At 62.9% G+C, this 14,504-nt stretch carries 13 protein-coding genes; 11 read left to right on the plus strand and 2 right to left on the minus strand.

What is annotated here, in order from left to right; genetic code table 11:
* Positions 1-3: 3 nt before the first annotated feature.
* From OW493_RS09220 to OW493_RS09250, 7 genes are all read left to right on the plus strand, one after another.
* The gene (locus OW493_RS09220) at positions 4-750 is read left to right on the plus strand and encodes an SAF domain-containing protein (RefSeq protein ID WP_191237161.1); all 747 of its coding nucleotides are present in this window, start codon (positions 4-6) and stop codon (positions 748-750) included.
* 133 nt (positions 751-883) lie between these two features.
* Positions 884-2,866 carry a pilus assembly protein N-terminal domain-containing protein gene (locus OW493_RS09225; RefSeq protein WP_279875338.1) on the plus strand — a complete coding sequence of 661 codons (1,983 nt, stop codon included), beginning with the start codon at positions 884-886 and terminating at the stop codon, positions 2,864-2,866.
* A gap of 10 nt (positions 2,867-2,876) precedes the next feature.
* Positions 2,877-3,644, plus strand: coding sequence for a hypothetical protein (locus tag OW493_RS09230; RefSeq protein ID WP_084208468.1), 768 nt, complete (start codon positions 2,877-2,879; stop codon positions 3,642-3,644).
* Positions 3,641-5,077, plus strand: coding sequence for an ATPase, T2SS/T4P/T4SS family (locus OW493_RS09235; RefSeq protein WP_289863935.1), 1,437 nt, complete (start codon positions 3,641-3,643; stop codon positions 5,075-5,077). The genes OW493_RS09230 and OW493_RS09235 overlap by 4 nt, the downstream gene beginning before the upstream one ends.
* 1 nt (position 5,078) lies before the next feature.
* Entirely contained in the window at positions 5,079-5,942 is an 864-nt protein-coding gene (locus OW493_RS09240; RefSeq protein WP_289863936.1) for a type II secretion system F family protein, read from the plus strand.
* The gene (locus OW493_RS09245; protein WP_289863937.1) at positions 5,939-6,820 is read left to right on the plus strand and encodes a type II secretion system F family protein; all 882 of its coding nucleotides are present in this window, start codon (positions 5,939-5,941) and stop codon (positions 6,818-6,820) included. Before OW493_RS09240 ends, OW493_RS09245 begins: the two co-directional genes overlap by 4 nt.
* Before the next feature lie 50 nt (positions 6,821-6,870).
* A complete protein-coding gene (locus OW493_RS09250) occupies positions 6,871-8,037 on the plus strand; it encodes a hypothetical protein (RefSeq protein ID WP_289863938.1) in 1,167 nt (388 codons plus the stop codon).
* A gap of 52 nt (positions 8,038-8,089) precedes the next feature.
* Here OW493_RS09250 and OW493_RS09255 read toward each other — a convergent pair whose 3' ends face one another.
* The gene (locus OW493_RS09255; protein WP_077371280.1) at positions 8,090-8,512 is read right to left on the minus strand and encodes a VOC family protein; all 423 of its coding nucleotides are present in this window, start codon (positions 8,510-8,512) and stop codon (positions 8,090-8,092) included.
* 255 nt (positions 8,513-8,767) lie between these two features.
* Between OW493_RS09255 and OW493_RS09260 the strand changes: the two genes are divergently transcribed.
* The 4 genes from OW493_RS09260 (at position 8,768) to OW493_RS09275 (ending at position 13,721) form a co-directional block, all read left to right on the plus strand.
* The gene (locus tag OW493_RS09260) at positions 8,768-9,451 is read left to right on the plus strand and encodes an SCO family protein (protein WP_289863939.1); all 684 of its coding nucleotides are present in this window, start codon (positions 8,768-8,770) and stop codon (positions 9,449-9,451) included.
* Positions 9,448-9,921, plus strand: coding sequence for a hypothetical protein (locus OW493_RS09265; RefSeq protein WP_289863940.1), 474 nt, complete (start codon positions 9,448-9,450; stop codon positions 9,919-9,921). Before OW493_RS09260 ends, OW493_RS09265 begins: the two co-directional genes overlap by 4 nt.
* Before the next feature lie 111 nt (positions 9,922-10,032).
* Positions 10,033-11,550: a PepSY domain-containing protein gene (locus OW493_RS09270; RefSeq protein ID WP_289863941.1), complete on the plus strand. Its 1,518-nt coding sequence runs from the start codon at positions 10,033-10,035 to the stop codon at positions 11,548-11,550.
* Positions 11,551-11,624: 74 nt separating this feature from the next.
* Positions 11,625-13,721: a TonB-dependent receptor gene (locus OW493_RS09275; protein ID WP_289863942.1), complete on the plus strand. Its 2,097-nt coding sequence runs from the start codon at positions 11,625-11,627 to the stop codon at positions 13,719-13,721.
* Between the two features lie 154 nt (positions 13,722-13,875).
* Here the strand turns inward: OW493_RS09275 and OW493_RS09280 are convergent, their stop codons facing one another.
* Entirely contained in the window at positions 13,876-14,460 is a 585-nt protein-coding gene (locus OW493_RS09280; RefSeq protein ID WP_289863943.1) for an NAD(P)H-dependent oxidoreductase, read from the minus strand.
* Positions 14,461-14,504 lie beyond the last annotated feature (44 nt).

Consider the following 14,504-nt stretch of genomic DNA (forward strand, 5'->3'; position numbering starts at 1 on the left):
GCCATGAACATTCGTCTCAATGGCAGCACGACGATCGCCATGGTCGTTTTCCTGATATCCACCTCGATGGCAAGCCTGTTGGGGTATCGACAGTACGAGCGTGTGGGGGCTGAAGAGGTGCTGGTGGCCAACGATCTCATCGCTCGGGGTCAGATCGTCACCCCTCAGATGCTGGAGCTCAAGATGATGAAGGATGTGGCAGGAGGGTTGCAGGACATGAGCATGGCAATCGGCAAGGTCATGACGCGCAATCGTCTGCCGGGGGATGTCATCCAGTCCCAGGATCTCCAGCCGGTGAAACGTCAAAGTCTCTCGCACTACATTCCTGAGGATAGAGTACTTTTCTCGCTCCCCATGGCGAGCCATTCCTTCCCCGTCTCACAGATAAAACCCAGTGATACCTTCGATGTCATCGGTAGCCTGAACGGGCGAGTCCGTGTCATCGCACAGCAGGTTCGCCTGATGGGTACCATGAACAATCCGCAGCCTTCTCCGGTGGAGAGTGGCCCCCTGTCATCGCTGTCACCTCAGGTCATCGGCAAGTCTTCCAGTCAGACATCCGGCCTGGTCATCGCGGCTCTTCCTGAGGATATCTTCCGGCTTGCAAGTCTGGGCGCCCAGGAAAGAGTGTCATTGGTATTGCATGGCAAGGAGGTCAAACATCGCTTGCCAATCGCACCTGCCGTTCAGACGCGTCAAATCGAGATCTTCCAGGGATTGCAGCGTCGAAGCGTGGACATAACGCTGTAGGATTTCCGCTGGTGGAGACAGGGCCTTTTCCTCATCTGATGCCCGACGATTCGTGAAAGGAATACCGAAAACGTCTTTCTTGGATCAGCGGTCTCGGCGTGATCCTCGAGATCAGCCTTACCCCGGAGCGCCCATGAACAAGCTTTCCACTCTTCTTCCCGAGACCCCTCGTCTCCTGTTGTGCCTGGCACTTTTCAGTGCCGGCACAAGTCACCTCGTCATTGCGGCCGAGATGGACAATGCTCCCCTTGCCGTGGGAAAGCCGGCCTTGGCCGGCAGTGATCTCCCCGCCGCCGGGCTCATCAATGTGGATACGGCCTACAGCAGCGGCAGTTCCCGTTCGCGCACTCTGGTGCAGTGGACACACGCGCGATTGGCCTTCGGCAAGGACATCGAACGCATTGCCGTCGGCAAGCAGAGCATCATCGAGGTCGAGGTGATCGGCGGCCGTGAAGTCCTGATGCTGGGCAAGGAAGTCGGTCGTACCACGGTGATGGTGTGGTACGCCGATGGCAGCAACGAATCCTTTCTGTTCAGCGTGAGCCCGGATCTGAGTGTCCTGGGCAGTGCGCTGCGCGAGATTCACCCCTCCATCTCCATTCATTCCGCCCCGGACAGGCCTGTACTGGTGATGCGCGGCAAGGTGCCCACGGCAGACTATCGCCAGGCCGCCCAGCAGGCCGCGATGGATTACCTGCTCTCCGGTCAGCGTGGCGCCGCCCAGCCCGCCGCCGCCATGGGGCTGCAGGCAGGAGCACCGACGATGGGCATGAGTACCAGCATGGCAAGCCCGGTCATCAACCTCATCAAGGTGACCCAGAAGCCCAAGCCGATTGCCGACAAGCTCAAGGAGGCCATCGCGTCGCTGGGGGGAGAGGAGGTCAAGGTCAGGCGGCTGCAATTCGGTGAGATGCCCAATGATCTCTTCGATACCTTCCTGCTGGAAGGCGAGGTGCGTGATCAGGTGGCGTTGACGCGGATTCTGAATGTGGCAGCCCGTGTCGTCGGGGGCAGTCCGCTGGCCGGTGGTGATGCGGGGATCGATGTGCTGGCGGATGAGTCCGGGGCGCTGATGGGGGACAACGCTCGCGCCGGGGGCTACGGAGGCTCGATCACCTCCAGCAGTGGTGTCGGTGGTGGCGGCAGCCTGAGCAACAACATCCGCAACAACATCGCCCGCTCCAAGGTGCTTTCCATCGCGGGCGGGCGCCTCATCTCGATGATCGAGGTCCGTGACGTGCCGCAGGTACGGGTGGCGATCCAGATGCATGAGGTCAATCGCTCGCGCATGAAGGCCTGGCGTCCGGACCTGAGCATCATGACCAACGGCTACAACGCCAGTGGTCCGCTGGCGCTGGGCGAGACCGGCGCCGCCGGTGCCTCTGGGCTCGAGAATGCCCTGCAGATTCTGGATGGCACCCTGATCAACAACCTGCAGATCGGCGGCAGTGACATCGCCTTTGACCTGCTGTTCAGCCTGATGGAGAACGAAGGCATCTCGCGCACGCTGTCGCGTCCGACCTTGACGGTACTGGCCGGCGAGAGCTCGGTCTTCCAGGTCGGTGGCGAGATTCCGGTCCCGTCCGCCTTCGCGCCCTCCGGCGTGGGCCAGGATGACACTCTGGGCGCCAACACCAACGGGGTCTTCAGCGGGACTGACTTCAAGTCGTTCGGGGTCCAGCTCAGCGTGCGTGCCCTGGTCGACGAGAATGATCGCATCACGCTGGATGTGCTGCCTACCATCTCGACGCCGGACACCCTGCTGACTCAGCAGATTGCCGACAGCACCGGCTCCGAACTCAACAGTACCGCCTTCAATGTGCGCAGCCTGCGCACCACCACGCGCCTGCGCGACGGGCAGCCGCTGATTCTGGGCGGACTGGTCTCGCGTGACATGAGTGGCCAGGAAGACCGCGTGCCCGGCGCCAGTGACGTCCCGCTGCTCGGCTGGATGACACGCTCCTTCAATCGTTCCGATGTCGACAAGGAGCTGGTCATCATCGTGACTCCCACCTTGATACGGGAGCCGATCAACGAAGTCGCCCAGTGGAGTTTCCCGGATGGCGCCAGTCGCCTTGCCGACATGCCGCTGAGCCGCCTGCCATCTTCGCGTTGAGGAGTACGCCATGAACATTCGTGAATCCGTGTGTCGTCTTGGGGTACTGGGCGTGATGGTGGGGTGGTTGGCTGGCTGTGGCTCCATCGACAGCATGCGGGAGTCTCGCCCGGATGCCGGAGATCGCCTCGAGTACCTCAACGAGCGCTATCAGCAGTTGATGGTGCAGGGCCGAACCTGTCTGGAGCTTGAGGATGTGGCAAGCCCGATGGTGGATTGCCAGCGCCTGCTGCGGGAAGCGGAGCGGCTGCACGTCGAGTACCCGCGCAATCCCGAAGTCCTGTACTTCAATGCCTTGCTGAGTCATGCGGCGGGACGTGGAGACAAGGCCCAGTTCTTCCTCGATCAGATGAGCATCGGGCCCTCGCACCCGCCGGAGGCCTTCGTGCTGCGCAGTCAGTTGGCGCTGGAAGAGGGCAACACGACCCTGGCGCGCAACGTGCTTGAACGTGGCATGTTGCTGCACCCGAATTATGCCGGTCTCTATGAAGGGCTGGCGGCGGTGGGCTATGTCGAGGGGCGTTATGACGATGCCGAGCAGCAGTTGACGCTGGCCTCGCGTCTCGGGGCGCCGGCCTGGCGGGTGGAGTATCACCGTGGCTTGATCAATGAGGCGCAGGGGCATCTGGCGAACGCCTGCCGTCAGTTCGATGCCAGTCTGGCCCGCAGGCAGGACCATCAACCGGCACGTGCCCATCTGCTGCGCCTGGCGACGGCAGGGCATTGTCGGGGCGATGCCCTGAAGGCAGCGGCTGGTGGGATGAGGATTTCCTCATGAACGGCGCACTGTCACGCATGCGACGTGGTCGAGCGTCCTCACAGGATGCTGAACGCCTCGCGGTGAGCGAAGTGGAGGAGGTCTCAGTTGCTGAAACACGTGTCTTGATCGCGCCCGAGATCCTGGATCGTCTCAAGCGCGTACTGGTCACGCGTCTGGCCGATGAGCAGGGACAGGCCGTGCGTTACCGGCGCCTTGCGACGCGCCAGGGTGAGCTGGAGGGGGATCATCAGACTGCCTTGGAAGGGGTGCAGCAGCGTCTGGCCTCCTCGCTCACCGTGCTTTGCGAGGAGTACCAGATCCAGCTCGATGGGCCCAGTCGCGAGCGACTGCTGGCCAGTCTGACCAATGATCTCTGTGGTTTCGGCCCGCTCACCGAGTTGATGAGTGATGAGAGCGTCAGTGACATCCTCGTCAATGGCGCTGATGAGATCTGGGTGGATCGCGGCGGGCGACTGGAGGCCACCTCACTCAGTTTCGATGACGAGGCGCATCTGCAGCGCTTCGTCGCGCGCCTGATCGCGCCGCTCGGCAAGCACCTGGATGCCTCAAACCCCATCGTGGATGCACGTCTGGCCGATGGCAGTCGCCTGCATGCGGTCTGCGCACCCCTGACCCCCGATGGCATCCTCGTCTCGATTCGCCGGTTCCGTCGGCACCATCTCACCGGGGCGAGGCTCGTGGACAGCGGATTTTTGAGTCCGGGCCTGCTGGCGTTGCTGGAAGCGGCCGTGATCGCTCGGCTCAACATCGTCATCAGCGGCGGTGCCGGAGCCGGCAAGACCTCCTTGCTCAACCATCTGGCCGGTTACATCAATGCGCGCGAGCGGCTGGTGAGCGTGGAGGAGTGCGCCGAGCTGGATCTGCAGCATCCGCATGTCGTCAGGCTGGAAAGCTATCCCGTCGCCGGAGACACGCCGCGCCCACAGGGGCTGGGGGAGCTTCTGCGCGCGGCATTGAGGATGCGCGCGGACCGTATCATCGTCGGCGAGGCACGTGGTGGTGAAGTCTTCGAGATGCTGCAGGCCATGACGGTGGGGCATGACGGCAGCCTGACCACCCTGCATGCCAATGGCGCGCTGGATGTGCCGGTGCGCATGCTGGCACTGGCCTTGATGAGCAGTGCTCACCCGGACCGTCAGGTGATCGAGGAGATGGTGCGTCTGAGCGGGGCGCTGATCGTGCATCTCGAGCGCGATGCCGATGGCCACCGTCAGCTTGCCAGCCTGGCCTGGCTGGGTGAGGCGCGTCCTCGTGAGCTGTTGCAGCGTCGTGCAGGCGTGCCGGCCGGTGAGGCATGTGATGAAGACGCCTATCAGGCCGACCCGGAGGTGCTGGATGCCTTCCTCGCGCATCTGGCATCGCGCGGGGCCTCCCTGGCAAGCGGTGTCAGGGATGGCTGGTGCCAGGGCCCGTCACCGCAGGGGAACTGACATGCTGATCCTGCTGCTGGTCTGCATCGCGCTGTCTGCCCTGTGGTTGATCATCAGCATGATCAGGGCGCAGCGTTTCATGGGCGCGGATACCACGCTCGGGCTGATGCACCGCCGAGAGATGCCACGTCTCGAGCGCCTGCTGGCGTTGCTGGACATCAGCATGCGGCCGGTGCTGTTCGTGGCGGGCGTGTGGGGAAGCAGCGTGATGATCTTCGTGATCTTCCTCGGCTGGTTCCCCGGCAACCTGTTGCTTGCCTCACTGGCATTGATGACGAGCCTGTTGCTGGTCGGCTTCCTGCTGCATGAATTCGCCAGTCGGCGCATCTTCCGCTTCGAGGGGGATCTGATCCAGGCGCTGGACATGCTGGAAGCGAGCCTGAAGTTGGGAGACAACCTGCGCAACGGGCTGCGCCTGGCGGGGGCATCGTCCCTCAAGGCCTCACGCCGCGAACTGATGCAGCTTGTCTATCGGCTGGACATGGGACTGTCACTGAACGAGGCCTGCGAGCGGATGCTGCGCCTCTACCCCTGCGAGAGCGTCAGACTGTTCACGGCGGCGATGATCAGCGCCGAGCGGCGTGGCATGAGCCTCGCAAGCCTGCTGCCCTCCCTGCTGCCCACGCTGCATGAGCGTTACCAGATGCGCCGTCAGCTGCGTACCGAACTGTCCGGCGCGCGCTACTCCCTGCTGGTGATCGCCTTGCTTCCCTACGCCATCGTGCCCTTCATTCTCTGGAAGGAGCCGGACTGGCTGAGATTGCTGCTGGAGCACCCGCTGGGCAGCGTCCTGTTGCTGGGCGCCGTGTGCTGCCAGATTCTGGGCTTTGCCTGGCTGCGTCACATGATGAGGAAGCAGCCATGAATGGCCTTGCCTCGCTGCCGTCATGGTCGCTCCCCGACGCCTATCTGCCGGACATCATCATCCTGTGTGTGCTGGGCGCGCTGCTGGCGCTGTATCTGGCCCTGCAGAGCACCTTCAAGGTTCGTCTGGAGCAGAGCGGCATCGCGCAGGTGCTGCAGGAGCTGTTGCGCAATCCTGACGATATCCGACAAGGCCGCTCACTCACGCCACGTCGGCGCATGCGTCAGGCCGGGCTGGAGTCGCGTCGCGTGATCTGGTGGTGGGTATTCCAGCTGATGTTGCCCGTTCTGCTCGGCTTGCTGGTTCTGCGCGTGACGGGTACGGGGCTTGGCGGTCTGGCGGGCCTGCTGATGGGAATCCTCCTGCCGCATCTGTGGCTGGGGCAGCGTCGGCGTGAACGCCAGACACGCATCGCCGCGGCGCTGGGCCATCTGCTGGCTGTCTCGCTGGCGTATCAGCGCCATGGCCTGTCGCTGGCCGCATCGTTGCGGGAGGCTGCTCGTCAGGCACTGCCGCCTGCCCATCCGCTGGCCTTCGAACTCGAGCTGTTCAGTGCAGAACTGGAAGGCGGGTTGTCGCTCAAGGAAGCCGCCTCGCGAATTTCCAGGCGCACTGGCAGCCGCGAATTGCACCAGTTCGCCATGTTGCTGGTGGCGGGCAACCGGATGGGCAACCCCTTGCACGATGTGCTGGAAGCCTTTGCCGCCCAGCTGGCGCGCCAACAGAGCGAGCGCCAGCGCAAGGCGATGCAGCAACGCAGCGTCAAGGCGCTGTTTCCGATGTTGCTCGTCGGCGGCCCCTTGTTCTTCGTGCTGGTGATCTTTCCGGCCAGTCTGCGCGTTCAGGAGGTTCTGATCCTGATGAGAGAGCTGTGGTAATGCGGCGAAGCCGACAGCCTCGCCAGCACAATCATCTCGGGGGAAAGCACATGGCGGCAGATAAGAGGTCGGTCACTCACGCATGCCGTTCGCCTGGCAGACAGGGCGGTTTCATCATCACCATCGAGCTGATCCTGATCACCTCGATCCTGATCATCGGCTCGCTGGTCGGGCTGGCGGCGATACGGGATGCCCTCTTCAAGCATTACATGACCCAGCAGTCACGCGAGCTGGTGGTCGAGGATGCCAACGGGCGCGCGCTGGGCGAGGTCTTCGATGTCGATGAGCATGACGCCCCGCGCATTCTGTATTTCGATCGCAGCCAGCCTCCCGTGGTCAGTCGCGCCTTGATCGGGATACGGGATGACCGCTTCTCCAGTCGTGAGCCACTCTATTACGCCACTGCCAACTGCAGTGGTGACCCTTGTCTCAAGTCCGCCAGTGATGAAGCGACCGACAGCCGTGATATCGCCGGTGACGTGAATGCCGGCAGTGTCAGCTATCTGCATGCGCTGCAGGGCGGACCTGTCTATGCCATCGGCCCTGGCGAACCTGCCGCCTTGCCGGGATTTCTCTATCGCGGAACACCCCAGCAATGTCCTTTCAGCGGCAGGGACGTGCAGTCGCGCTGGATATCGCAGAAGGTGATCGCGGGGACGCCTTGCGAGACGTTCACGCTGGAAGAGCAACAGAATCCGCCGGCGGATACCAGCTGTCTGTTGAGCACCGGGGTGCTCGACCTGTGCACGCCACCCCCCGGGACCGTCGCGCAGGATGACATTCTCACCAACTACCTCGGCCCGGTGGTTGCGTTGGTGGATGCGACCCTGGGCACGGTGAATGCCCTGCCCACCTGCAGTCTGCTGGGAGTCTGCGTTCCAGAAGTGGAGGTGGGAACCTTGTACTGTCCCGTGGGGACGCAGCTTCAGGAGGACGGTGATCTGGTGACCGCACTGGTACGTTCGCTGTTCGATCAATTGCGAGCTACCACTGACCTGGGACTGATCGAGCCCTTGCTGCAGCAGGTGACGAACCTGCTCCCCGGCACGCTTGAATGCTCCGCGGAAGGGGGCTTCCAGCTGGCGGAAAGCGTGCCCTCTGCGGAGAATCCCTCCGACAATGCGCTCGAAGGACTGGCAGCGCCCTTCCAGTTGCGGTCACCAGGCAGCGCAGGCATTGTCTGGTTCAGAACCTCGCCGGATGGAGAAGGGCGCTAGCGGCATGAGCCATCGGCGTGTCTTTTATTTCGTGTCTTTCACTGCGCGTCTTTCACTGAGCGTTCTTGACACCTCGGCTGATCACCGGCGCGCAGCGCTCGGGGTTGATGCTGACCACGCGCAGGCGATGCCCATCAGGCAACACACAGTCCAGGACCTGCCAGGCACAGCCCGGGGCGCTGCTGCCGTGGCTTTCCATCAAGTGTGCGCCGTGGGCCTGCAGCAGGTACCTGACATGGGGAAAGTCATCGCGATCCACCTCCAGGGTCAATTTGCGGCTGTCCGGTTGCTCTGCGCTCAACTGCAACAACAGGACACTGGTCTGCCCATCGGGTGCGTGATGCAGCTCGAGCGTCGCGCTGGTCGCGTTGCGCAGCAATGTGGGCAGGGCGAGAGTCTCCTGGAAGAAGCGGCAGGCGGCTTCCAGATCGCGCACCTCCAGAATGGCTGGGTGCAGGGACAGGCGTTGAATCATGGGGGACCTCATGACAAGAGGGAGGGAATGAGCCTAGTGTCGTGGCAGTCCGTGGGCGGCGCACTTTGAATCTGATGATGGTCATGATGGCTTGTCGCTATCGCAGCGTGCACCGAGCGTGGCGTGGCAACTTGTCGCATTTGTCGCATCTCGCGACTGAACCGTTAGCATCCGTGCAACTGACAGAGTCAGGACCCATCGTCCAGGCGCACCGCATCGTGCGGTGACGCTCATTGCCATGCTTCCGGGGCTTTCATGTCGCTGCGCAAACTGGCCCTCATGGGGCTCAGTGCTCTCGCTATCATGTTGATCGTGCTGGTGATGGGGTTCAATGCCTCCCATCAACCGCGCGAGGCCTGGCCGACGACGCTGGAACTGTCTTCAACGCGCGGCACCTTGACTCCCGGCACGCTGGCCGGTGATGAATCCGGGCATCTGAGCCTGTTGATCCCCGGCTTCACCCATTGCCCGGATATCTGCCCGCTGTCTCTGGCGCGTCTGCAGATGGTCTGGCAGCGCCTGGACCTTCAGGATCAACACAGGTTGCACCCGCTGTTCCTGACCCTGGACCCCGCCCGCGACACCCTGCCTGTCCTCACTCGCTATCTTTCCGCCTTCCACCTGCCGGTGACAGGCCTTCGCACGGCCCCGGACGATGAGCAGAGCCTCAAGACCCTGACGCAGCGATTGGGCCTCCAGTTTCATGTGCGTGAGCACGGTCCAGCCGTTCATCCTGCTGACGACTACATGATCGACCACAGCGTGGCGATTCTCGTCCTCGATGATCAGGGCCGTCTGCGCGATACCTTGCCGCTCAGTCAGACGCCGGCCCAGCTGGCCGATCGCATCGAACAGCTGCTCGACTCGGTGCATGACTCGGTGCACGACTCGATAGATCAGGGCGCGGGGCATGATGTGCCAGCGGAGTCGGCCTCATGATGTCGGCTCCATGCTCGCGCCAGACTCGCAATGAGTCCGTCTCCTTCCACCGTGCATTGTCACGCCTGACGGCGGCCAATGGCCACGCGGTCTTCGTGATGTTGCTGGCGCTGGCCGCGATGCTGGTGATGCCACTGGCGGCGCCACGTGTGGTGATGGTGAATGATCACGCTGTCTTCGAGAGTCCCGGTGCCGGACATTGGGTCAGCGGGGATAGCGACTGGATCACTCGCGCGGCACGCGAGAGTGGCTCCCAGGCGCAGATCACCCACAGTTCTGCCGCCTCGGATTGCCCATTGGCCAGCATGGCCGCCTTCACGCTGGCATTGATCGCCGCCGTGCTGGTACTGATGCTGGCAGTCCTCGGGCGAGACGCCACGCCTCGCCCATTGCCGGTCTCCCGACGGGAGATCGATGTCCATCTACGTCCTCCCGGGCGTGCACCGCCTTTCCCATCAGTGTTTGCGTGAACGCTTCCGGGGCCGTCGTGACGGCTCCAGACCATGTTCGGTGACCCCGCGTTGACCGACGGACCCTGGATCCGTCGCACGTGGGGCGCCTGCTGATGGGTAATTTGTGCAATGAAGACCGCAACAGACACTGGAACCGCCAGCCGCGCCGGGCGGGGGTTCAGCGATATCTACCGGGCAGTATGGCGCTGGCATTTCTATGCCGGCCTGTTGGTGCTGCCGTTTCTGGTACTGCTTTCCGTGACGGGAGGCCTGTACCTGTTCCGCGATGGCATCGATCAATTCGTCCATTCCGACCTGATGAAGGTCAACACGCCCGTCACGCAGAGTGCTCAGAATCCGGCAGTGACAAGCCTGCCGTTGAGCGAGCAGGTGGATCAGGCGCTCGCGAGTCTTCCGGGCACGCCGGTGCGCGTCGTGCCATCTCCCGCCCGTGACCTGACCACGGAAGTCGATATCGTGGCAGCCGATGGCAGTGGCAAGCAGGCCGTCTACGTCAATCCTTACAGCGGCGAAGTCCAGGGGCAGATGGCCTACCGCGACAGCATCATGTGGACGGTACGTCGTCTGCATAGCCTCGCGATCACGGGGCCGATCGGTAACGCGGCGCTGGAGATCGCTGCCGGGTGGTCGATCCTGCTCGTGTTCAGCGGGCTATATCTGTGGTGGCCGCGGGGGCAGAAAGGGGGTGTGGTCACGCTGCGGGCCACGCCGGCGCGCCGGCTGTGGTGGCGGGACCTGCACGCCGTGTGTGGCATCATCGCGGCCGGCTTCATCGTGTTTCTCGCCGTGACCGGCATGCCGTGGTCGATGGTCTGGGGGGCCAAGGTCAACGAGTTGGCCAATGGGCATAACTATGGGTACCCCGATGGCGTGCGCGTGAACACGCCGATGTCGGATGCCCGCCTGGTGGATCAGGAATTGACCAGCTGGTCGCTTGAACAAGCCGTTATCCCGTTATCTTCTTTGCCGGGTGACGCCGCTGATCCCATTGTCGACGAGGGTGAGCACGCCGGTCACGGCGGCTCTGGCGCAAGTTCCGCGCCGGTGAAAGCGGCTGTGCCACTGAGCGCTGCGGCGATTGCCCACGCCGATATCGGCCTCGACGAGGCAGAACGCATCTTCGCTCGCGAGGGCCTGGCGCCGGGCTATGCCATCAATCTGCCGAGCACCGCTCAGGGCGTCTATACCGGCTCCGTGTATCCGGATGCGCTGGAGCGCCAGCAGGTCGTGCATGTGGATCGCTACTCCGGCGATGTGCTGCTCGACATGCATTACGCCGACTACGGGCCATTGGGACGGGCGCTGGAGTGGGGCATCAATGTGCATCTGGGGCAGCAGTACGGCCTGATCAATCAGCTGATTCTGCTGATGGCGTGTCTCGCGATGGTGATGATGAGCGTCGGGGCAGGCGTGATGTGGTGGAAGCGTCGTCCGGTGGGCGGTATCGGTATCCCGCCGCTGCCCAGGGAGCGCAAGCGTATCGCCGGTGTCTGGGGCCTGATGATGATCATCGGGGTGATCTTCCCGCTGGTCGGCCTCTCGCTGATCGTGATGGGCCTGCTCGATTGGCTGTGGATTCGTGTCAGTGCCTCTCGTCACCACGATGCGGCGGAGGCCAGCGCATGAAGCCGTCATCCGTCTTCTCATCACTTCCCTCAACCGTCTTCCCATCACTTCCGTCTTCTCCGCTCGCGCAGGCCATGAGCGGTCTGCCCAGTCGTCGGCGTCTGCCAGTGACGGTCGCGGCGGTATTGGCGAGCAGTGCCTCATTTGGCGTCCACGCCGAGGAGAGCTCCGTCTCGCAACTGCCTCTGGTGCATGTCGAGGCCGAGGCACCCATGGCCAGCCCCATCGTCGAGTCAAGCCAGGGGCATGCCAAGGGCAATCTGGATATCGGTGAGCAGTTGCGTGAGGTCAACGGTGTCAGTGGCTCTCGTCTGGGCAGTCATGGTGTCTCGGCCATCTTTCGGGCGCAGGGCGGTGAACGCCTGATTCAGGAGGTCGATGGGGCGCCGCTCTATCCGGCCTGCCCCGGGGGCATGGACACCACGCTGGGCTATGCGACCACCGGCAGTCAGTCGGATCTCACCCTCTACAAGGGCGCGCAGAGCGTCAGTCGTGGTCCCAGCTTTGCCGCAGGCACCGTCGAGGTGACGCGTCACACGCCATCACGCACCGACGATGACGGCGTGCATGGCACCTTGGGGGCCGGCTGGCGCAGCAATGACGATGCCACCAGCGAGACGCTGTCGCTGACCGCCAAGCAGGGCGATGTCTGGGCTGCGCTGGACGTCGAGCATTCCGAGCGCAACAACTATGAGGACGGCAACGGCGATACCCAGTCTGGTGCCTATCGTAGCGACAACGGCAGTATCCGTGTCGGGGCCTTCGCCACCGAGGATGTCGCCATCGAAGCGGGGGTCGCTGTCGTCAGGATCGACGATGCGCTCTATCCCACCATGGATGCGCCACGCAGTGACATGGACCGCCAGTACCTCAAGTTGACCATCGATAACGTCGGGCCTTTCTCGCATACCGAATCGCAGATCAACCATGCTCGCGTCGTGCACGACATGGACAACGTCACCCTGCGTGACGTTGATGACTCCAGATCGAGCATGGACATGAGTTCCAGCATGGACATGAGCTCAGACATGGACATGGACATGAGCGACATGGCCATGTTCTCCAGCGCGACCACCGAGACCTGGTATGCCAGCACCCAGGGCGATATCCCGCTGACCGTCGCCGGGCGTGACGCGACACTGACATTAGGCGCTGACGCCGAGCGTCTGGAAAGCAACGCCGACTCCCGGATGGGCATGTCGCTGGACAGCCTCTCGGACAGTCAGACCTGGCCGGATGTCGTGCGCACGCGCGGTGGCGTATTTGCCGAGCTGGATACCCCGCTGGATGCCGACAATCGTCTGGTGACCGGTGCGCGCTATGACGTCTCCCTCAGCGATGCGCGAGATGCTGATGAGGTGGTGGGCAGCAATGCCTCGGCCATCTCCGCCTGGCGGGATCAGTACGGAGAGGATGTCGAGGCCAGTCAGCGGGATGGGGAGCTCAGTGCGCTGGCGCGCCTGGAGCATCGCGTCAACGATGAGGTGAAAGGCTACGCGGCGCTCAGTCGCAGCGTGCGCTTCCCTACCGCCACCGAGCGTTATTACAACCGCCAGTCCGAGACTGACGGTTGGCTGGGCAATCCCGAGCTTGAGCCCGAGATCCATCAGCAGCTCGAACTGGGCGTGGCAGTCAGGCAGGGCGCGTGGCGTTATTCGGCGGACACCTACTACAACCGGGTGCATGACTGGATCGAGTTGCGCGAAGGGGACTCGCTGACCACCTATGACAACGTCGAAGCCGAGATCTATGGTCTCGAGCTGGAGGCCAGCTGGCAGCAGCATGGCTGGCGGCATTCGGCAGGCGTCGCCGCCACCCACGGCACCAATCTGAGCGATGGCACGCCGTTGTCCCAGGTGGCACCGTTCAATGGCTATCTGGCGACACGCTATGACGCCGATGCCTGGTGGGCCGGTGCACGTCTCGATGCGGCAGCACGCCAATCACGCATCTCCGACAGCGAACAGAAGACGGCAGGTTTCGGCATCGTCGGGCTGGAAGGGGGCTATCGTGTCACTGACACCATCGAGCTGAGCGCCGGCATCTCCAACCTGTTCGACAAGGCCTACGCCTACCACGTCAATCGCTTCTACGATGATCCGCTGCAAGGCGACGTGCGCGTCAATGAGCCCGGGCGGATCTTCTGGACGCATGCCCGCTGGAGTTTCTGAGGTCCGCGTCACTGCAACAGTGAGCGCTGGTCGTTATCCGTTAGAGCGCGAGAAGCCCGCCATCGGTCGTCAAACATGACTGATGGCGGGCTTCTTGTTCAAGGCAAGTTACAGCTTGATGGCTCTCAGCGCTGGTGGGTTCTCCTTTGAGCCTTCAGGCGCGGCCGATATGCTCGCGCAGATGCTCACGATAGGCCCGCGTGTAAGCCTCCAGATCGGGATTCTTGATCACATCAGTGGCCAGATAGGTCGGAAGTGCCGACATGCCCAGGAATTCCATCGCCTTGTGCACGGGATAGTAGACGGCATCGATGCCTTTGCCTTCGAAGAAGTTGCCCGCTTCATCAAAGGCTTCGAGGGGCGCATTCCAGGTCAGTGACAGCATGTAGCTGCGGCCCTGCATCAAGCCACCCGTGCCGTAGCCCTGGGTCGGGTTGGTGCGGTGACGGCCATCGCTGGCATACAGCGCGCCGTGGCCCTCAGTCAGGATGTCATCGAGATACTTCTTCACAGTCCACGGCAGACCCATCCACCAACCTGGGGTCTGATAGATGATCAGGTCCGCCCACAGCTGCTTCTCGATTTCCGCCTTGGCCTCGAAGCCTCCCTCGATGACGGTTTCACGCACCTCATGACCCAGCTCGGCCAGCTCACCGCGCGCCAGTTCATGCAGCGTCGCGTTCAGCTCGCCATTGGAATGGGCAAAGGCCTTGCCGCCGTTGATCAGTAGAATCTTCATGCCGGGTACTCCACAACTGTTGGCTTTTCAGCAATGGCGCACAG

This window comes from Cobetia sp. 14N.309.X.WAT.E.A4 (assembly GCF_030397495.1).
GTDB classification, from domain to species: Bacteria; Pseudomonadota; Gammaproteobacteria; order Pseudomonadales; family Halomonadaceae; genus Cobetia; species Cobetia marina.